Origin of the sequence: Yersinia alsatica (genome assembly GCF_025133195.1) — a bacterium.
GTDB classification, from domain to species: domain Bacteria; phylum Pseudomonadota; class Gammaproteobacteria; order Enterobacterales; family Enterobacteriaceae; genus Yersinia; species Yersinia alsatica.
In genome coordinates this window covers 4,826,826-4,847,527 of sequence record NZ_CP104006.1, presented here as the reverse complement: position 1 = coordinate 4,847,527, position 20,702 = coordinate 4,826,826, and the positions used below count along the sequence as shown (strand labels likewise).

Below are 20,702 nucleotides of genomic sequence, written 5' to 3'. Positions count from 1 at the left end.
GCATTTATGCAACCTTTGCTGCAACTGAAAGGGATTGATAAAGCCTTTCCCGGCGTCAAAGCACTCTCCGGTGCTGCACTGAGTGTCTATCCCGGCAGGGTAATGGCACTGGTGGGCGAAAACGGGGCTGGAAAATCGACCATGATGAAAGTGCTGACTGGCATCTACAGTAAAGATGCCGGCAGTCAGCATTTCTTGGGTAAAGAAGTGGTGTTTAATGGCCCAAAAGACTCGCAAGAAGCGGGGATCGGCATTATTCATCAGGAACTTAACCTGATCCCGCAGTTAACCATCGCAGAAAACATCTTTTTAGGGCGTGAATTTGTTAATCGTTTTGGCGGCATCGATTGGAAAAAGATGTATGCCGAAGCCGATTTACTGCTAGCCCGCCTGAATATCAGCTACAGCAGCCATCGGCTGGTGGGCGAACTTTCTATTGGTGACCAGCAAATGGTGGAAATCGCCAAGGTGCTGAGCTTTGAATCCAAAGTCATCATTATGGATGAGCCAACCGATGCACTGACCGATACCGAAACCGCCTCTTTATTTAACGTCATCAAAGAGCTGAAAGCGGAAGGGCGCGGCATTGTTTATATCTCCCACCGGTTAAAAGAGATCTTTGAGATTTGCGACGACGTCACGGTATTTCGTGATGGGCAATTTATCGCGGAAAAACCGGTGAGTGACCTGACTGAAAACTCACTGATTGAGATGATGGTGGGCCGTAAGTTAGAAGAACAATACCCACGCCTGAACTTACCGCGTGGTGAAAAGCGTTTACAAGTCAAACAGCTATGTGGCCCCGGGGTGAAAAATGTCAGTTTCACTCTTTATAGTGGCGAGATCTTGGGAGTTGCTGGCTTGATGGGCGCAGGCCGTACCGAGTTGATGAAAATCATCTATGGTGCATTGCCGCGTAAATCTGGTTTTATCATGTTGGATGGCCGCGAAGTCGTGACTCATTCACCACAAGACGGTTTAGCAAACGGCATCGTTTATATTTCCGAAGATCGTAAACGGGATGGCTTGGTGCTGGGTATGTCGGTTAAAGAAAATATGTCTTTGACTGCATTACGTTATTTTAGCCGCAGCGGCGGTTCCCTCAAGCATGCCGACGAACAGTTGGCAGTAGCCGATTTCATTCGTTTATTTAATATCAAGACGCCATCCATGGAACAACCTATTGGTTTGTTATCCGGTGGTAATCAGCAAAAAGTCGCTATCGCTCGCGGTTTGATGACGCGGCCAAAAGTATTGATCCTTGATGAACCGACCCGTGGTGTGGACGTTGGGGCCAAAAAAGAAATTTATCAGTTAATTAACCAATTCAAACAAGAAGGGCTGAGCATCATTTTGGTTTCTTCGGAAATGCCAGAAGTGCTGGGCATGAGTGACCGCATTCTGGTTATGCATGAAGGTCAGCTAAGCGGCGAGTTCTCTATTGAAGAGGCGACCCAGGAAGTATTGATGGCAGCCGCCGTCGGCAAGCGTGATTCATTTATAAATAATAGCTCGACAAGTCATAGCGTGCAGAGCAGGAGTGATCAGATATGAGTTCCCAGACTATCCAGACAAAACGCTGGTTCAGTAAAGAATGGTTGTTAGAACAAAAATCACTGATTGCGCTGCTAGTGCTGATTGCTGTGGTTTCGTCCCTAAGTCCGAACTTCTTTACCCTTAATAACATGTTTAACATTCTCCAGCAGACTTCGGTTAACGCCATCATGGCGGTGGGGATGACGCTGGTTATTCTGACTTCAGGGATTGATCTGTCAGTAGGTTCATTACTGGCGCTGACTGGTGCGGTAGCGGCCTCGATTGTCGGGCTGGAAGTTAATGCATTGGTTGCCGTAGGTGCGGCATTGGCATTGGGGGCGTTTGTCGGCGGGATCACCGGGGTGATTGTTGCTAAAGGCAAAGTGCAGGCATTTATTGCCACCCTGGTCATGATGCTGTTATTGCGTGGTGTCACCATGGTTTATACCAATGGTAGCCCGGTAAATACCGGCTTTACTGATGTGGCAGATACTTTTGGTTGGTTCGGTATTGGCCGCCCATTTGGGGTACCGACCCCAATCTGGTTGATGGCAATTGTCTTTATTGCTGCCTGGTACATGCTGCATCACACTCGCTTGGGGCGCTATATCTATGCACTGGGGGGGAATGAGTCAGCCACTCGTCTCTCTGGTATCAGCGTCGATAAAGTTAAAATTATTGTTTATTCGCTATGTGGGTTGTTAGCGGCATTGGCAGGGATTATTGAAGTCGCTCGTTTGTCGTCAGCACAACCTACCGCCGGTACCGGCTATGAACTGGATGCCATCGCAGCCGTGGTTCTGGGAGGTACCAGCCTTGCTGGGGGGAAAGGGCGGATTGTTGGCACCCTGATCGGCGCATTAATCCTCGGCTTTTTAAATAACGGTTTGAATTTATTGGGTGTCTCCTCCTACTACCAAATGATCGTCAAAGCAGTGGTTATCCTGCTAGCGGTGTTGGTAGACAATAAAAAGCAGTAGGCTATTTTACTGGCCATTTTGGTATTGGGCAGTGCTCAGAACCCTCACGTACTTGGTGTACGTTCCGGTTCTGTGTGCTGGCCGCGCCCAAACTGTCTGCGACAATAGCGCCTACTAAATTGAATTAGCTAACTCCCTACAGGAAATTGCGACCATGAAAATGAAGAAACTGGCTACATTGATCTCTGTTGTTGCACTGAGCGCTACCGTAAGTGCTAACGCGCTAGCAAAAGACACGATCGCGCTGGTAGTTTCCACGCTGAATAACCCGTTCTTTGTTTCAATGAAAGACGGCGCACAAAAAGAAGCGGATAAGCTTGGCTACAATCTGGTGATATTGGATTCTCAAAATAACCCGGCCAAAGAGCTAGCTAACGTGCAGGATTTAACAGTGCGTGGCACTAAATTGCTGTTGATTAACCCAACTGACTCCGATGCAGTTGGCAACGCAGTTAAAATGGCCAATCAGGCTAATATCCCAGTCATTACCCTCGACCGTCTGGCTAACGCGGGCACTGTCGTGAGCCACGTGGCCTCTGATAACCGTTTCGGCGGCAAAATGGCCGGTGACTTCATTGCTAAGAAAGTCGGTACCGATGCCAAAGTGATTCAGTTGGAAGGGATTGCCGGTGCCTCTGCTGCCCGCGAACGTGGCGAAGGCTTTAAGCAGTCAATGGAAAAAAACAAGTTCCAGCTGTTAGCTAGCCAACCGGCTGATTTTGACCGCACAAAAGGTCTGAATGTCATGCAGAACCTGTTGACGGCTCACCCGGATGTTCAAGCTGTCTTTGCGCAGAATGACGAAATGGCTCTGGGTGCACTGCGCGCCTTGCAGACTGCGGGAAAAACTGATGTGTTAGTGGTTGGTTTTGATGGTACGGACGATGGTATCAAAGCAGTTGAAAGCGGCAAAATGGGCGCAACAATCGCGCAACGCCCTGATCAAATTGGTGTTATTGGGGTGCAAACCGCGGATAAAGTATTGAAAGGCGAAAAAGTACCAGCGATTATCCCGGTTGACTTGAAGTTAGTGACTAAGCAATAACGTTATTCATCAAAGAATAATTATTTAATAAATCCAAGGTAATTGAAGTTGCAGGTAGGCAGCAAATGAACTCATCCCGATGAGCTTACTGAAGTAAGTGATTCGGGGGAGCGAATGTAGCTAACAAGCCTGCAGCTTCAAGTACAAAGGAATACATGTGATGGAAACAGGTAAATTAGTGGTCTTAGGCAGCATCAATGCCGACCATATTCTGAATATTGAGCAGTTTCCGCGTCCAGGTGAAACGGTGATCGGGAAGCAGTATAAAGTTGCTTTCGGTGGCAAAGGCGCTAATCAGGCGGTTGCTGCTGGCCGTAGTGGGGCGAATATCGCGTTTATTGCCTGTGTGGGTGAAGATGATATTGGTGACCGGGTGCGTCAGCAGTTAGCCAGCGATAATATTGATACTGCACCCATCGAGGCGGTAGCTGGCACCACAACAGGGGTTGCGCTGATCTTTGTTAACGGTGAAGGCGAGAATGTCATTGGTATTGATGCTGGCGCAAACTCAGCGGTCACACCGGCGTATCTTAGCCGCTACCAACAGCAGGTTATTGATGCTGATGCATTATTGATGCAGCTGGAATCGCCACTTGAGACAGTTATCGCCGCCGCTAAGCTGGCAAAGCAGCATAAAACCCAAGTAATTCTTAATCCAGCCCCAGCTCGTGAATTGCCCGATGAGTTGTTAATGCTGGTGGATATGATAACGCCCAATGAAACTGAAGCTGAGCGCTTAACCGGCGTGCATATTGAGCAGGATGATGATGCCGCTAAAGCTGCGCAAATTCTGCATGATAAAGGGATTGCTACCGTCATCATTACCTTGGGTAGCCGTGGTGTTTGGCTCAGTGAACAGGGTAAAGGTCAATTGGTTGCTGGCTTCAAGGTGAATGCAGTGGATACTATTGCTGCCGGCGATACATTTAATGGCGCATTGCTGACTGCTTTATTGGAAGGTCAATCGATGGACTTAGCCATTCGTTTTGCCCATGCTGCGGCTGCTATTGCGGTCACTCGCCCTGGCGCACAACCTTCCATTCCATGGCGGGCCGAGATCGACAGTTTCTTACAAGACCGGATATAACTTTGGCCACCATGAAAGATGTCGCCCGCCTAGCGGGCGTATCAACATCAACAGTCTCGCATGTTATTAATAAAAATCGTTTTGTCAGCGATCCTATTCGCGACAAAGTGCAAGCTGCCATCAAGCAACTCAACTATGCCCCTTCTGCGCTAGCGCGGAGTTTAAAACTCAATCAAACCCGTACCATAGGTATGTTGGTTACCGCCAGTAGCAACCCGTTTTATGCCGAAGTTGTGCGTGGTGTTGAACGCAGTTGTTATGAGCGCGGTTATAGTTTGATTCTGTGTAATACCGAAGGTGATATCGATCGCATGAGCCGCAGCATTGAAACCCTGATGCAAAAGCGTGTCGATGGTTTGCTATTAATGTGCACCGAAAGCCACCGCCCATCACAAGATATTCTGCGTTGCTACCCTTCATTGCCGATCATTATGATGGATTGGGCTCCGTTCGAAGGGGTGAATGATGTTATTCAGGACAACTCATTATTAGGTGGGGAAATGGCAACCTCATATTTGATTGCCAGAGGATATACCCGCATCGCCTGTATTGCTGGCCCACAAGATAAAACGCCAGCCAAAGAACGTCTGGAAGGATTCCGCCAGGCAATGGATCGTGCTGGTTTACCGGTGTTACCGGGATATGAAGTGGCGAGTGATTTTGAATTTAGTGGCGGTTTGGTTGCCATGAAACAGCTACTGGCATTGGCCGAGCCACCTGAAGCTGTTTTTACCAGCAACGATGCCATGGCTGTTGGGGTTTATCAGGCTTTGCATCAGGCAGGGTTATCAATTCCGCAAGATATGGCCGTCATTGGTTACGATGATATCGAAATCGCACAATATATGACGCCACCGCTGACGACCATTCATCAGCCAAAAGACTCTCTTGGTGAACTCGCCATTGATACTCTGATTCATCGGTTAAATAACCCGGAAGCGGAACCTCAAGTTCTGACTCTCACTCCCGAGCTGGTCGAACGTGGGTCAGTCGCTACTCATTAAACTTCGCTTTCTGCGGGTTGCGCGACTTTTTTCACTGCCCGGCCCTTAATGAGATTATTGCCATCTTTGGGTTTGAGTAATAAGAACACTGCAGAAGACAATAATGTCACCATACCCATAGTAATAAAGGTGTAGTGGAAGTGATCGACATTATTGCCCACGGATAACCCATCGTAAAAGCGCAATACAACCGCACTGATAGCCACACCAAAGCTAATGGCCAGTTGTTGGGTTACTGCCAAAACACTGTTGCCCGAGCTGGCATTATTATCTGTTAAGTCAGCCAGCGTGATGGTGTTCATCGCAGTAAACTGTGTGGACATCGCCATACCCAATATAAAGAGTGGCAATATCATCAACCAAGGCGACATACCCGGTGATTGCAGTGAAAACAAAGCAATCAGGATGCCGATAATCACCGTGACCCCCACTAACACTTTACGGTAGCCCAACGAACGCAATACTTGCGTCACCACAGATTTTGCCATCATCGAACCAATGGCTGTGGGGGCCATCATGCAACCAGCAATAATCGCTGAATAACCAAATCCAACCTGCAACATCAATGGCATCAAGAAAGGTACGCAACCGGTGCCCAGACGTGACGCGACGTTACCGGCAATCCCGACAGAGAATGTTCTGGTCTTAAATAGCGGTAATCCGATTAGTGGATTAGGGTGATTTTTGGCGTGGAATACATAAAAGAGCAGCATCAATAAGCCGCCGACCATAGTTGCGGCGGGGAGATAGTCGGCGATATCAGGCCGTCCCATGATTTCCAGGCTCACGGATATCATGACTAAACTGCTGCCGAATAGCAGGAAACCAATAAAATCAAAGGCACGTTTAGGCATGGTGAAGTCAGGCATGTATTTACGAGCATAAAAAATGCCCAACAAGCCGATAGGTATATTAAGGATAAAAATCCAATGCCATGTGGCATAGGTTACTAGCAGCCCACCGAGTAATGGCCCCATTACCGGACCGACTAATCCGGGGATAGTGACAAAATTTAATACGGGGAGTAATTCACTTCGTGGATAAGCCCGAATAAGTGCCAATCTGGCCACGGGCATCATCATCGCACCGCCGACGCCCTGAATCACTCGGGACGTCACTAAAAACGGCAGTGAATCTGAAAGTGCGCACAGAAACGAGCCGAACGTAAATAATGACACTGCCACAATGAAAACCCGCCGAGTCCCAAAGCGGTCCGCCAGCCAGCCACTCACCGGAATCAACATGGCAACCGTGAGGGTATAACTGATAATGGCTGATTGCATGGTCAGCGGTGAGCGGTTAAGGCTTTCAGCTATTGAAGGGAGTGCCGTATTCAGTATGGTGGCATCCAAAGCCTGCATAAAGAAAGCCATGGCGGCTATCCAGGGAAGGCCCGCCATGCTGCGTGCAGATTTTATCATTGTCTGTCCTGGTTATCTTGGGAGGAATACCCTCTCTATCTATATAGATATAAATAACATTTAGTCGCTAATCTTTCTCTGTTAATAACACTTGGCAGGCTAATAAAGCACCTTGACTGTCGCCCGCTAGAATGGTGTCGACAATATCCTGATGGTGTTGCAGTTTTATCACCTCATCACCGGTAATGGCGCGAAAGTAACTGTGATAAACCGAACTGAACAAATTCGCGAACGATGTCAGAAATGGATTGCCGCTGGCTTCATAGATTAATTGATGAAACTGAGCATCCACTTGAATCCATCGTTCACGATTAAACTGAGTATGCAGTGCTCGCATCTCTTCTATTAATGAAGTTAATAATGCCCGTTGCTTTTCATTAGCATTGATAGCTGCCAGTGAACAAGCTTGAGGTTCGAGTGACCTCCTTAATATAAGGAAGTGCTGCATGACTTCATCGAAATTCTCTCGGTTCATCCACCAGGTCAATAACTCCTGATCGAGATAGTTCCAATTGGCTTGCGGCATCACCCGAGTACCAATCCGTGGGCGGGGTAATAGCATCCCTTTTGCGGCGAGCATTTTTACCGCTTCGCGAACAGCAGTTCGGCTAACACCAAATTGTTCTCCCAACTCTATCTCGCCAGGCAATATGCTGCCGGCTTCATATTCCCCGGCGAGAATACGCTGGCCAATCTTTTCGGCCAACAGATACGAAAGATTACGCTGGGCGGCCTGTTGTTGGGTATTTAGTTGCATGGTGTTTTGTCCTATCTGTCTTCTTATAGTTCTATTTTACTCTACTGTTTAGCACCGGTACTGAATGTTTAGCTTAATAATTGTTTAAATACTGGCCTTTTACCCCATTTTTGCTGAAAAAAAGCACGGTTGAAAAGTTTTTTCAAATTAGGGGTTGCAGGCTGTCAGGAACTCCCTATAATGCGCCTCCACTGACCGGGAACAACGAAACACACTTCGCCGGGTCAGGAAGAGAAAAGAATGATTTTGACTTCGAAAGAAACAAAAGAAAACCTTGACTCTTCAGCGGGAAAGCGTATTATCTGCCTCCCGCGTTACCGTAAGATTCGCTGAAAGGCAAACGGGTAACGAACGCTCTTTAACAATTTATCAGACAATCTGTGTGGGCACTCGCAAGACGATATCGAAGCCTGTTTCGGCAGGCAGAAGCAATATCAAAGTCTTGAAGAGTGACCAAAGCAGTACACATTTGAACTTCGGTTCGAATGCATATTTGCAGAAAGTAATCTTTGAGCATCGCTGCTTTTATTAGCAGCAAATCAAACAAATCTTAAATTGAAGAGTTTGATCATGGCTCAGATTGAACGCTGGCGGCAGGCCTAACACATGCAAGTCGAGCGGCAGCGGAAAGTAGCTTGCTACTTTGCCGGCGAGCGGCGGACGGGTGAGTAATGTCTGGGAAACTGCCTGATGGAGGGGGATAACTACTGGAAACGGTAGCTAATACCGCATGACCTCGCAAGAGCAAAGTGGGGGACCTTCGGGCCTCACGCCATCGGATGTGCCCAGATGGGATTAGCTAGTAGGTGGGGTAATGGCTCACCTAGGCGACGATCCCTAGCTGGTCTGAGAGGATGACCAGCCACACTGGAACTGAGACACGGTCCAGACTCCTACGGGAGGCAGCAGTGGGGAATATTGCACAATGGGCGCAAGCCTGATGCAGCCATGCCGCGTGTGTGAAGAAGGCCTTCGGGTTGTAAAGCACTTTCAGCGAGGAGGAAGGGGTTGAGTTTAATACGCTCAATCATTGACGTTACTCGCAGAAGAAGCACCGGCTAACTCCGTGCCAGCAGCCGCGGTAATACGGAGGGTGCAAGCGTTAATCGGAATTACTGGGCGTAAAGCGCACGCAGGCGGTTTGTTAAGTCAGATGTGAAATCCCCGCGCTTAACGTGGGAACTGCATTTGAAACTGGCAAGCTAGAGTCTTGTAGAGGGGGGTAGAATTCCAGGTGTAGCGGTGAAATGCGTAGAGATCTGGAGGAATACCGGTGGCGAAGGCGGCCCCCTGGACAAAGACTGACGCTCAGGTGCGAAAGCGTGGGGAGCAAACAGGATTAGATACCCTGGTAGTCCACGCTGTAAACGATGTCGACTTGGAGGTTGTGCCCTTGAGGCGTGGCTTCCGGAGCTAACGCGTTAAGTCGACCGCCTGGGGAGTACGGCCGCAAGGTTAAAACTCAAATGAATTGACGGGGGCCCGCACAAGCGGTGGAGCATGTGGTTTAATTCGATGCAACGCGAAGAACCTTACCTACTCTTGACATCCACAGAACTTAGCAGAGATGCTTAGGTGCCTTCGGGAACTGTGAGACAGGTGCTGCATGGCTGTCGTCAGCTCGTGTTGTGAAATGTTGGGTTAAGTCCCGCAACGAGCGCAACCCTTATCCTTTGTTGCCAGCACGTCATGGTGGGAACTCAAAGGAGACTGCCGGTGATAAACCGGAGGAAGGTGGGGATGACGTCAAGTCATCATGGCCCTTACGAGTAGGGCTACACACGTGCTACAATGGCAGATACAAAGTGAAGCGAACTCGCGAGAGCAAGCGGACCACATAAAGTCTGTCGTAGTCCGGATTGGAGTCTGCAACTCGACTCCATGAAGTCGGAATCGCTAGTAATCGTAGATCAGAATGCTACGGTGAATACGTTCCCGGGCCTTGTACACACCGCCCGTCACACCATGGGAGTGGGTTGCAAAAGAAGTAGGTAGCTTAACCTTCGGGAGGGCGCTTACCACTTTGTGATTCATGACTGGGGTGAAGTCGTAACAAGGTAACCGTAGGGGAACCTGCGGTTGGATCACCTCCTTACCTAACGATACGCATTGCGCAGTGTCCACACAGATTGTCTGATAGAAAGTAACGAGCAAATAAGGCCGGGCTGAGAAATTAGTCGGGCTTTAGTACCTTGTTGGGTCTGTAGCTCAGGTGGTTAGAGCGCACCCCTGATAAGGGTGAGGTCGGTGGTTCAAGTCCACTCAGACCCACCAACTCTACTTATCCTTGTCGCTTTTAATCGTTGCGTTACTCATGTGCGTTTGCACACTGCGTGACTCACGTTAAAACCGCCTGCGGCTAAGCGAATTGGAACACAAGGTAAACTGCTTTTTATATGGGGCTATAGCTCAGCTGGGAGAGCGCCTGCCTTGCACGCAGGAGGTCAGCGGTTCGATCCCGCTTAGCTCCACCATATAAAAAACTATTTCAAAACGTACTGCGGTCGCAAGACGCAGTGGGTTGTGAAATATTGCTCTTTAACAATCTGGAACAAGCTGAAAATTGAAACAATACAGCTGAAACTTATCTCTCCGTAGATGTACTGAGATAACGAGTAACCTGTATTAGAGTCTCTCAAATAATCACAACGCAAGTTGTCGAAAGACACCTTCGGGTTGTGAGGTTAAGCGACTAAGCGTACACGGTGGATGCCTAGGCAGTCAGAGGCGATGAAGGGCGTGCTAATCTGCGAAAAGCGTCGGTAAGCTGATATGAAGCGTTACAACCGACGATACCCGAATGGGGAAACCCAGTGCAATTCGTTGCACTATTGCATGGTGAATACATAGCCATGCAAGGCGAACCGGGGGAACTGAAACATCTAAGTACCCCGAGGAAAAGAAATCAACCGAGATTCCCCCAGTAGCGGCGAGCGAACGGGGAGGAGCCCAGAGTCTGAATCAGTTTGTGTGTTAGTGGAAGCGTCTGGAAAGTCGCACGGTACAGGGTGATAGTCCCGTACACAAAAATACACTTGCTGTGAACTCGATGAGTAGGGCGGGACACGTGACATCCTGTCTGAATATGGGGGGACCATCCTCCAAGGCTAAATACTCCTGACTGACCGATAGTGAACCAGTACCGTGAGGGAAAGGCGAAAAGAACCCCGGCGAGGGGAGTGAAATAGAACCTGAAACCGTGTACGTACAAGCAGTGGGAGCACCTTCGTGGTGTGACTGCGTACCTTTTGTATAATGGGTCAGCGACTTATATTTTGTAGCAAGGTTAACCGAATAGGGGAGCCGTAGGGAAACCGAGTCTTAACTGGGCGTCTAGTTGCAAGGTATAGACCCGAAACCCGGTGATCTAGCCATGGGCAGGTTGAAGGTTGGGTAACACTAACTGGAGGACCGAACCGACTAATGTTGAAAAATTAGCGGATGACTTGTGGCTGGGGGTGAAAGGCCAATCAAACCGGGAGATAGCTGGTTCTCCCCGAAAGCTATTTAGGTAGCGCCTCGTGAACTCATCTTCGGGGGTAGAGCACTGTTTCGGCTAGGGGGTCATCCCGACTTACCAAACCGATGCAAACTCCGAATACCGAAGAATGTTATCACGGGAGACACACGGCGGGTGCTAACGTCCGTCGTGAAGAGGGAAACAACCCAGACCGCCAGCTAAGGTCCCAAAGTCATGGTTAAGTGGGAAACGATGTGGGAAGGCATAGACAGCCAGGATGTTGGCTTAGAAGCAGCCATCATTTAAAGAAAGCGTAATAGCTCACTGGTCGAGTCGGCCTGCGCGGAAGATGTAACGGGGCTAAACCATGCACCGAAGCTGCGGCAGCGACACTTAGGTGTTGTTGGGTAGGGGAGCGTTCTGTAAGCCGTTGAAGGTGGACTGTGAGGTCTGCTGGAGGTATCAGAAGTGCGAATGCTGACATAAGTAACGATAATGCGGGTGAAAAGCCCGCACGCCGGAAGACCAAGGGTTCCTGTCCAACGTTAATCGGGGCAGGGTGAGTCGACCCCTAAGGCGAGGCTGAAAAGCGTAGTCGATGGGAAACAGGTTAATATTCCTGTACTCGGTGTTACTGCGAAGGGGGGACGGAGAAGGCTAGGCTAGCCGGGCGACGGTTGTCCCGGTTTAAGCATGTAGGCGGAGTGACCTGGTAAATCCGGTTGCTTATCAACGCTGAGGTGTGATGACGATGCACTACGGTGCAGAAGTAGTTGATGCCAAGCTTCCAGGAAAAGCCTCTAAGCATCAGGTAACATTGAATCGTACCCCAAACCGACACAGGTGGTCAGGTAGAGAATACTCAGGCGCTTGAGAGAACTCGGGTGAAGGAACTAGGCAAAATGGTGCCGTAACTTCGGGAGAAGGCACGCTGGCATTAGGTAAAGAGACTTGCTCTCGTAGCCGAAGCCAGTCGCAGATACCAGCTGGCTGCAACTGTTTAATAAAAACACAGCACTGTGCAAACACGAAAGTGGACGTATACGGTGTGACGCCTGCCCGGTGCTGGAAGGTTAATTGATGGGGTCAGCCGCAAGGCGAAGCTCTTGATCGAAGCCCCAGTAAACGGCGGCCGTAACTATAACGGTCCTAAGGTAGCGAAATTCCTTGTCGGGTAAGTTCCGACCTGCACGAATGGCGTAATGATGGCCAGGCTGTCTCCACCCGAGACTCAGTGAAATTGAACTCGCTGTGAAGATGCAGTGTACCCGCGGCAAGACGGAAAGACCCCGTGAACCTTTACTATAGCTTGACACTGAACATTGAGCCTTGATGTGTAGGATAGGTGGGAGGCATCGAAGCGTGGACGCCAGTCTGCGTGGAGCCAACCTTGAAATACCACCCTTTAATGTTTGATGTTCTAACTCGGCCCCGTAATCCGGGGTGAGGACAGTGTCTGGTGGGTAGTTTGACTGGGGCGGTCTCCTCCCAAAGAGTAACGGAGGAGCACGAAGGTTAGCTAATCACGGTCGGACATCGTGAGGTTAGTGCAAAGGCATAAGCTAGCTTGACTGCGAGAGTGACGGCTCGAGCAGGTACGAAAGTAGGTCTTAGTGATCCGGTGGTTCTGAATGGAAGGGCCATCGCTCAACGGATAAAAGGTACTCCGGGGATAACAGGCTGATACCGCCCAAGAGTTCATATCGACGGCGGTGTTTGGCACCTCGATGTCGGCTCATCACATCCTGGGGCTGAAGTAGGTCCCAAGGGTATGGCTGTTCGCCATTTAAAGTGGTACGCGAGCTGGGTTTAGAACGTCGTGAGACAGTTCGGTCCCTATCTGCCGTGGGCGTTGGAAGATTGAGAGGGGCTGCTCCTAGTACGAGAGGACCGGAGTGGACGAATCACTGGTGTTCGGGTTGTCATGCCAATGGCATTGCCCGGTAGCTAAATTCGGAAGAGATAACCGCTGAAAGCATCTAAGCGGGAAACTTGCCTCGAGATGAGTCTTCCCTGGGGCTTTAAGCCCCCTGAAGGAACGTTAAAGACTATGACGTTGATAGGCTGGGTGTGTAAGTGCAGCGATGCATTGAGCTAACCAGTACTAATGATCCGTGAGGCTTAACCTTACAACACCGAAGGTGTTTTGGTTATTTGAGAGTATATTTTAATTTTCAGCGACGTTTACAGATTGAATTGGCTGGCTGCATGGGAGTTATAGTGTAGCGGGTTGATTAAAACAGAATTTGCCTGGCGGCCATAGCGCGGTGGGACCACCTGAACCCATGCCGAACTCAGAAGTGAAACGCCGTAGCGCCGATGGTAGTGTGGGGTCTCCCCATGCGAGAGTAGGACACTGCCAGGCATCAAATCAAGCCGAGACCCCATGCCAAAAGCGTGGGGTTTTTGCTATGTGGGATTTAGGATACAAGAGAAAGCCTTCTGCTGCGCAGAGGGCTTTTTTTATGCCTGCACTTAAAACAAAATACAATATGAGTATTATGATCGGTTAGAACAGCGCATGCACTGGTCCCAACGAGGTGAGACTCACCCAGAAATGAGGTGAATAGAGTAGGAAAAACCGCCGGTAACGATTTTTAACGTTGTGAGAATGCTAAAAAACGACGTGAATGTTATTGGCCGTGGATATTGATACGTAGTGCGAAGAATAAAAGAGAAGGCTACCCTAGCGGGTGGCCTTTTTGCTTTTATGATCCTGACGGGGCTGTTCTAAGCCAATGGCAGATAAACTCTGCAATCTGCTCCGGCTGATTAATATCTAACTGTGTCACTAGGGTATCAATCGGTTTATCACTTGCTAAAGCAATAACATAGCTATCAATCAAACCAGAAATAGGTTTACCAACCGCTTCTCTATAGAGTGCTATTTTATTGATTGGCTCATGTTTAAAACCTTCAACCAAGATCAAATCAATAGTTGTGGCATCTAACCTGCTGGCAAGGTAGTGGAGATCCAACGGCTTTTGTTCTGGGGTTTCCGTCATTAATGCCCAACGACAGTCGCTAGCGACCAGAGTCTGATGAGCACCCGCCTTACGTAACTCATAACTATCTTTGCCGGGTGTATCAATTTCCATATTGTGGTGTGTATGTTTGATTAAACCTACCCGGACTTGACGCTGTTGTAGCAGGGGAATCAGGCTTTTTAGTAATGTTGTTTTCCCTGTTCCACTGTATGCAGCTATACCTAATAGCGGCGGTGCTTTCTGACTCATAACTCCCCCTGGTTACCTTGTTCCCATAAATCGCAATCTGCGGGCGTATTGAGATTGCTGAATTGGTCGCGCTGCCCACTAAACATAACGGGTTGAGCATGGATACTATCCATAAATATCATAAGTTTGCGATCGCCATTTGCTAAATATTCAGCCAACAGTGGTTTCAAACTCACATGCATTAGCGCTAATGTTGGATGTGCACGCTCACCATCGTGGACATAAGCCGCCAATGCTTGCTGTTTACCCTGCCAAAGTTGAGACACTAAGTCGGTAGGGAGCATTGGGACGTCACAGGGAACGAATACAACCCATTCAGTAGGGGAATGACTCAAGCCCGCATGCATCCCCGCCAGCGGGCCCACAAAGCCGGTAATAGCATCGTTAATGACAGGAAGACCACTCTCTTGATAGCGTTCCTGATTGCGATTAGCATTAATCAGTACATAGTTAACTTGGGGGTTGAGTCGCTCAATTACATATTGAAACAACGGTTTATCATGAAGAAGAATAAGTCCTTTATCGTTTCCCCCCATTCGGGAAGAGCGACCTCCCGCAAGAATAACGCCGGTAATATTGGGCTGCATTTCTATCACTCCGTTGTATTCAACTAGCAGACGAATTGTATCTTTAAATAGGAGAATACGTCAGGATTTACTTTTATTGACAATAGGCTCTCTTTCCCTGTGTGAATATCCCTGTTACTTTGTCAGCATATTTTTGAATAGGATAAATTTGCTATGAAATGTCATCGCGTTAATGAACTGATTGAGCTTTTACACCCGGCCTGGCAACAAGATCCTGATTTAAATCTGGTGCAGTTTTTACAAAAGCTGTCAGACGAAGCCGGTTTTGAAGGTGAGCTCTCAGAACTAACAGACGATATTCTTATTTATCATCTAAAAATGCGCGGCTCAGCATCAACAGAAGCTATTCCTGGTCTGAAAAAAGATTATGAAGAAGACTTCAAAACAGCCATATTGCGTGCTCGAGGCATCATTAAAGATTAGACATACTCCTGTCTGCGTAGATAGGGGCTTTGATGATACTATTTCTTATTCTCAGCGAGCCGCTGTCACTTATATAGACTGAATGTTGCTATGAACAGCTCTGCTTTTAATTTTCAGACGTTGTCTCCTGACCTGATTATGGATGCCCTTGAAGGGGTAGGGTTACGGGTGGATTCAGGGCTAACCGCTCTTAATAGCTATGAGAATCGCGTTTATCAGTTTATGGATGAAGATCGTAAACGGTACGTGGTGAAGTTCTATCGCCCTGAGCGCTGGAGCAGCGAGCAGATCATTGAGGAGCATCAGTTTTCAATTGATTTGGCAGAGTCCGAGATCCCGGTTATTGCCCCATTACCGCTTAACGGGCATACCTTACATACTCATGGTGGCTTTTTCTTTACCGTTTTTCCGAGTGTGGGTGGGCGTCAGTATGAGATAGATAATCTCGACCAATTGGAATGGGTTGGCCGCTTTCTGGGTCGTATTCACCAAGTGGGTCGCGATAGCCTTTTTGTTGCCCGCTCAACGATCGGCATTGAGGAGTATCTGACTGAGCCGCGTCAGTTGCTGGCCAGTAGCGAATTGGTACCAGCAAAACAGCGAGATAAGTTCCTGGCGGCGACCGACTTACTGATAAGCACTATAAAGCAGTATTGGCATACCGACTGGCAACCATTACGGTTACATGGCGACTGCCATCCAGGTAATATTTTGTGGCGTGATGGGCCGATGTTTGTCGACCTTGATGATGCCAGAAACGGCCCAGCAGTGCAGGATCTTTGGATGTTGCTGCATGGGGAGCGTAATGAGCAATTAATCCAGTTAGATATTTTGTTAGAAGCCTATGGTGAGTTTGCTGATTTTGATCAGCGAGAACTCGCCCTGATTGAACCTTTACGCGCGATGCGGATGGTTTATTACCTTGCATGGGTAGCCAGACGTTGGCAGGACCCGGCATTTCCTAAAAGTTTTCCGTGGATGGCGGAGTCTGATTTTTGGTTACAGCAGACTGCCTCATTTACCGAGCAGGTTAAGCTGTTGCAGGCACCCCCTTTGCAGCTGATGCCAATGTACTAAAGCTAAGATAATGGAGATTGTTATAGTATGAAAAATGTATGGTTAGCACTCGTTGGCATGGTGATGGCATTCAGTGCATCGGCCGCACAATTTACTGATGGCACTCAATACCAGACGTTAAACAAGCCAGTAACTGGTGAGCCTCAGGTTTTAGAGTTTTTCTCTTTCTATTGCCCACATTGCTACCAGTTTGAAGAGGTTTACCATGTTCCTCAGACAGTAAAAAAAGCACTGCCTGAAGGGGTCAAAATGACCCGTTATCATGTGGAATTCCTGGGTCCATTGGGTAAAGAACTGACCCAAGCATGGGCTGTTGCGATGGCTTTAGGTGTTGAAGAGAAAGTGACTCCACTGATGTTTGAGGGTGTACAGAAAACCCAAACAGTACAAACTCCTGATGATATCCGTAACGTATTTATCAAAGCGGGTGTGAGTGGCGAAGACTATGATGCGGCATTAAACAGCTTTGTGGTTAAATCACTGGTTGTTCAGCAGCAAAAAGCGGCTGAAGATTTACAATTACGTGGTGTGCCAGCCATGTTTGTTAATGGCAAATATATGATTAAGAACGATGGCATGGATACCAGCTCAATGGATAACTATGTTAAACAGTATGCGGATGTCGTTAAGTTCCTACTGACTCAAAAGTAATAGTACAAAAAAGAGGAGTGGATTTATTCACTCCTCTTTTACTGACCTAAATATCTGCTCGGCTTCAAGTCTGTTTCTCTCTTCGCCATAAATCATCATATTATCTAATGTGACAGTCATATAATTAAATGCTCACTGTTATTTATTATAGTGTTGTTTATGATTGATTTATCTATTTCAGTGATAGGTAAACGCCGATATTCATGGGGTGAAAAGATAAAAGGAGGTTATGGTGAGTAATAAATAAAGTCGTGAGGATAAATTTACCATAAGTAAAATTTATTTACCTTATGCAGGCGACTGAATAAGTAATATCCACAATTTAGATAAAGAAATAATGACAGTAAAATAAAAAAACAATAACTGTAACACTATGATTATTCTAATTTTAAATATTACGAATTCAAGACTCTGCCGACAGATATAAAATGCACACGTTTTTACGCACAAAGTTATCCACAGGTTAGATCTTGTGGATCTTCACGCAAAAATGCTCTGTTTCGCACAAGAATGGACGCTAAAATTCGTCTCTTGCTGCCAGCTATGGCATTCTTAGCGTCAGACCTTGCTAAATAAAGATGAAGAAACCCTATGGCCCAGATTGCAGAAAACCCATTGATCCTCGTTGACGGTTCCTCTTACCTCTATCGTGCTTACCATGCCTTCCCGCCGCTAACCAACGGCAGTGGTGAACCTACTGGTGCCATGTACGGCGTGTTGAACATGCTACGCAGTCTGTTGCTGCAATATCGGCCAAGCCATGTGGCAGTGGTGTTCGATGCTAAAGGCAAAACATTCCGTGACGAGCTTTTTGCTGAATATAAATCCCACCGTCCACCAATGCCTGATGATTTAAGAGCTCAAATTGAGCCACTTCACCAAATGGTTAAGGCGATGGGGTTACCTTTATTGGTGGTTTCAGGGGTTGAGGCCGATGATGTTATTGGTACTTTGGCACAGGAAGCTGAAAAAGCAGGTCATGCAGTATTAATCAGTACTGGTGATAAAGATATGGCGCAATTAGTTACGCCAAATATCACTCTCATCAATACAATGAATAACGCTATTTTAGGGCCACAGGAAGTGTGCGACAAATATGGCGTTCCTCCTGAGCTGATTATTGATTTTCTGGCCCTGATGGGCGATTCCTCCGACAATATTCCGGGCGTCCCGGGTGTTGGCGAAAAAACCGCTCAGGCTCTGTTACAAGGTTTGGGTGGGCTGGATGCGCTGTTCAGTAATTTAGATAAAATATCCACACTGACATTCCGTGGCGCAAAAACTATGTCTGCCAAGTTAGAGCAGAATAAAGATGTTGCTTATCTCTCTTATAAATTAGCCACTATTAAGACGGATGTTGAATTGGACATAACCTGTGATGAGCTAAAAGTCTCACCACCGGATGATGACCAATTGCATCAGCTGTTCAGCCGTTATGAATTTAAGCGCTGGCTGGCAGATGTTGAAGCAGGTAAATGGCTGGATGGTAAAAAAGGCCGGCCAACGGCGCAGACCAATAATAGAGCCTTTGTCACCGCAGAACCAGTTGCTGCGGCTGAAGTTACCGCCGTGTTATCACAAGAAAATTATCAAACTATTCTGGATGAGAAGTCTTTAGCTGACTGGATTGAGCGCCTTAAAAAAGCCGAAGTTTTCGCGTTTGATACTGAGACTGATGGCCTTGATACCCTCAGCAGTAATCTGATTGGTTTTTCATTCGCTGTTGCTCCGGGTGAGGCTGCTTATTTACCTGTGGCACATGACTATCTGGATGCCCCTGCCCAGCTTGATCGTGATTGGGTTCTGGCCCAACTTAAGCCATTATTGGAAGACGATAAGGCGCTTAAAGTCGGTCAGAATCTTAAATTCGACCAAAGTATGCTGGCGCGTTATGACATAAATCTGCGTGGTATAGCTTTTGATACCATGCTGGAATCTTATGTTTTAGACAGCGTTGCGGGCCGACATGATATGGATAGCCTGGCAGAGCGCTATCTCAACCATAAAACCATTACCTTTGAAGAGATTGCCGGTAAGGGTAAGAATCAACTGACTTTTAACCAAATTGCATTAGAACAAGCTGGGCCTTATGCCGCAGAAGATGCCGATGTCACTCTACAGCTGCATTTGGTGTTATGGCCGAAATTGCAACAAAGTGAAGGTCTGAAGCGGGTGTTCCAAGAAATTGAGATGCCGTTGTTGCCGGTTTTATCTCGTATCGAGCGAACTGGCGTCTTGATTGACCAAAATATCTTAGCGGCTCACTCCAAAGAACTCACCATTCGTCTTGATGAACTGGAAAAACAGGCGCACGAATTGGCTGAAGAGCCGTTTAACCTCGCCTCACCTAAGCAGCTCCAGGTCATTTTGTATGAAAAACAAAAGCTGCCTATCTTGAAGAAAACCCCTGGTGGTGCGGCTTCAACCAATGAAGATGTGCTGGCAGAGTTGGCGCTGGATTACCCTCTGCCGAAGGTTATTCTTGAGTATCGCGGCTTAGCCAAGCTGAAAAGTACTTATACCGATAAGCTACCGCTGATGATTAACCCGGTGTCTGGGCGTGTCCATACCTCTTATCATCAAGCTGTTACTGCGACTGGGCGTCTGTCCTCCCGTGATCCTAACCTGCAAAACATTCCTGTACGTAATGAAGAAGGGCGTCGTATACGTCAGGCTTTTATTGCGCCACAAGGTTACCGCATCATGGCGGCTGACTACTCACAGATTGAGCTGCGCATCATGGCCCATCTGTCGCAGGATAAAGGATTACTGGCGGCCTTTGCGGCTGGAAAAGATATTCACCGCGCTACAGCGGCCGAAGTTTTCGGTTTACCACTGGAAAAGGTCACTAATGAACAGCGCCGCAGTGCCAAGGCGATTAACTTTGGTCTGATTTATGGTATGAGTGCATTTGGTTTGGCGCGGCAGCTGAATATTCCCCGTGGGGAAGCCCAGCGCTATATGGATCTCTATTTTGAGCGCTACCCCGGTGTGCTGGAGTATATGGAACGCACGCGCAAGCAAGCGGCGGATCAAGGCTACGTCACTACTCTGGATGGGCGTCGTCTCTATTTACCGGATATTCATTCACGTAATGCCACTCGCCGTAAAGCCGCTGAACGTGAGGCTATCAATGCGCCGATGCAAGGTACTGCCGCTGATATTATCAAGCGCGCCATGATTGCCGTGGATGCCTGGTTACAACAAGAGCTGGAACCAAAGGTGCGAGTCATTATGCAGGTCCACGATGAATTGGTGTTTGAGGTACATGAAAGTGTATTAGAAAGCGCTGAGCAGAAAGTTCGTGAGCTGATGGAGCAGAGCATGCAACTGGCAGTGCCATTGAAGGTGGATGTCGGTGTGGGTGATAACTGGGATCAGGCCCACTAGTTGTGCGGGTAAGTGGCGATAAATAAAGCATTTTATGTAATTAAGCTA

At 47.9% G+C, this 20,702-nt stretch carries 13 protein-coding genes, 2 tRNA genes and 3 rRNA genes; 14 read left to right on the top strand and 4 right to left on the bottom strand.

Annotation, left to right across the window (positions count from 1 at the left end; genetic code table 11):
• Positions 1 to 6 precede the first annotated feature (6 nt).
• From rbsA to rbsR, 5 genes are all read left to right on the top strand, one after another.
• Positions 7 to 1,554 (top strand): ribose ABC transporter ATP-binding protein RbsA, encoded by a 1,548-nt coding sequence (gene rbsA, locus N0H69_RS21925; protein WP_050109317.1) that lies wholly within the window; start codon positions 7 to 9, stop codon positions 1,552 to 1,554.
• Positions 1,551 to 2,516, top strand: coding sequence for a ribose ABC transporter permease (gene rbsC, locus N0H69_RS21920; protein ID WP_050109318.1), 966 nt, complete (start codon positions 1,551 to 1,553; stop codon positions 2,514 to 2,516). The genes rbsA and rbsC overlap by 4 nt, the downstream gene beginning before the upstream one ends.
• Positions 2,517 to 2,670: 154 nt before the next feature.
• Positions 2,671 to 3,561 carry a ribose ABC transporter substrate-binding protein RbsB gene (gene rbsB, locus N0H69_RS21915; RefSeq protein ID WP_050135149.1) on the top strand — a complete coding sequence of 297 codons (891 nt, stop codon included), beginning with the start codon at positions 2,671 to 2,673 and terminating at the stop codon, positions 3,559 to 3,561.
• Between the two features lie 160 nt (positions 3,562 to 3,721).
• Positions 3,722 to 4,648: a ribokinase gene (rbsK, locus tag N0H69_RS21910; RefSeq protein WP_050151825.1), complete on the top strand. Its 927-nt coding sequence runs from the start codon at positions 3,722 to 3,724 to the stop codon at positions 4,646 to 4,648.
• A 2-nt stretch (positions 4,649 to 4,650) separates the two neighbouring features.
• Entirely contained in the window at positions 4,651 to 5,652 is a 1,002-nt protein-coding gene (gene rbsR / locus N0H69_RS21905) for a ribose operon transcriptional repressor RbsR (protein WP_050151823.1), read from the top strand.
• On the opposite strand, the gene mdtD is transcribed toward rbsR, so the two are convergent.
• Positions 5,649 to 7,073, bottom strand: coding sequence for a multidrug transporter subunit MdtD (mdtD, locus tag N0H69_RS21900; RefSeq protein ID WP_050109322.1), 1,425 nt, complete (start codon positions 7,071 to 7,073; stop codon positions 5,649 to 5,651). The genes rbsR and mdtD overlap by 4 nt on opposite strands.
• 67 nt (positions 7,074 to 7,140) lie before the next feature.
• Positions 7,141 to 7,830 (bottom strand): FadR/GntR family transcriptional regulator, encoded by a 690-nt coding sequence (locus tag N0H69_RS21895; protein WP_050109323.1) that lies wholly within the window; start codon positions 7,828 to 7,830, stop codon positions 7,141 to 7,143.
• Positions 7,831 to 8,382: 552 nt separating this feature from the next.
• Here N0H69_RS21895 and N0H69_RS21890 point away from each other — a divergent pair.
• The 5 genes from N0H69_RS21890 to rrf all read left to right on the top strand — a co-directional run bounded on the left by N0H69_RS21890 (position 8,383) and on the right by rrf (position 13,655).
• Positions 8,383 to 9,925 (top strand): 16S ribosomal RNA (locus N0H69_RS21890).
• 102 nt (positions 9,926 to 10,027) lie between these two features.
• Positions 10,028 to 10,104, top strand: a tRNA-Ile gene (locus N0H69_RS21885).
• A gap of 124 nt (positions 10,105 to 10,228) precedes the next feature.
• Positions 10,229 to 10,304, top strand: a tRNA-Ala gene (locus N0H69_RS21880).
• 208 nt (positions 10,305 to 10,512) lie between these two features.
• Positions 10,513 to 13,419 (top strand): 23S ribosomal RNA (locus N0H69_RS21875).
• Between the two features lie 120 nt (positions 13,420 to 13,539).
• Positions 13,540 to 13,655, top strand: a 5S ribosomal RNA gene (rrf, locus tag N0H69_RS21870).
• Together the 16S, 23S and 5S rRNA genes with 2 tRNA genes alongside form the textbook arrangement of a ribosomal RNA operon.
• Before the next feature lie 343 nt (positions 13,656 to 13,998).
• On the opposite strand, the gene mobB is transcribed toward rrf, so the two are convergent.
• Together mobB and mobA are read right to left on the bottom strand one after the other, a co-directional pair.
• Positions 13,999 to 14,526 carry a molybdopterin-guanine dinucleotide biosynthesis protein MobB gene (gene mobB, locus N0H69_RS21865; RefSeq protein WP_050135802.1) on the bottom strand — a complete coding sequence of 176 codons (528 nt, stop codon included), beginning with the start codon at positions 14,524 to 14,526 and terminating at the stop codon, positions 13,999 to 14,001.
• Positions 14,523 to 15,113, bottom strand: coding sequence for a molybdenum cofactor guanylyltransferase MobA (gene mobA, locus N0H69_RS21860; protein ID WP_050152081.1), 591 nt, complete (start codon positions 15,111 to 15,113; stop codon positions 14,523 to 14,525). The genes mobB and mobA overlap by 4 nt, the downstream gene beginning before the upstream one ends.
• Positions 15,114 to 15,266: 153 nt before the next feature.
• On the opposite strand from mobA, the gene N0H69_RS21855 reads away from it, so the two are divergent.
• The 4 genes from N0H69_RS21855 to polA all read left to right on the top strand — a co-directional run bounded on the left by N0H69_RS21855 (position 15,267) and on the right by polA (position 20,654).
• Entirely contained in the window at positions 15,267 to 15,536 is a 270-nt protein-coding gene (locus N0H69_RS21855; RefSeq protein ID WP_050110168.1) for a YihD family protein, read from the top strand.
• 90 nt (positions 15,537 to 15,626) lie between these two features.
• Positions 15,627 to 16,613, top strand: a complete 987-nt coding sequence (locus N0H69_RS21850; protein ID WP_050152082.1) for a serine/threonine protein kinase — start codon at positions 15,627 to 15,629, stop codon at positions 16,611 to 16,613.
• A 27-nt stretch (positions 16,614 to 16,640) separates the two neighbouring features.
• On the top strand, positions 16,641 to 17,264 hold the full coding sequence (gene dsbA / locus N0H69_RS21845; RefSeq protein WP_050110166.1) for a thiol:disulfide interchange protein DsbA: 624 nt from the start codon (positions 16,641 to 16,643) through the stop codon (positions 17,262 to 17,264).
• 591 nt (positions 17,265 to 17,855) lie between these two features.
• Positions 17,856 to 20,654, top strand: a complete 2,799-nt coding sequence (gene polA / locus N0H69_RS21840) for a DNA polymerase I (RefSeq protein WP_151420008.1) — start codon at positions 17,856 to 17,858, stop codon at positions 20,652 to 20,654.
• Positions 20,655 to 20,702 lie beyond the last annotated feature (48 nt).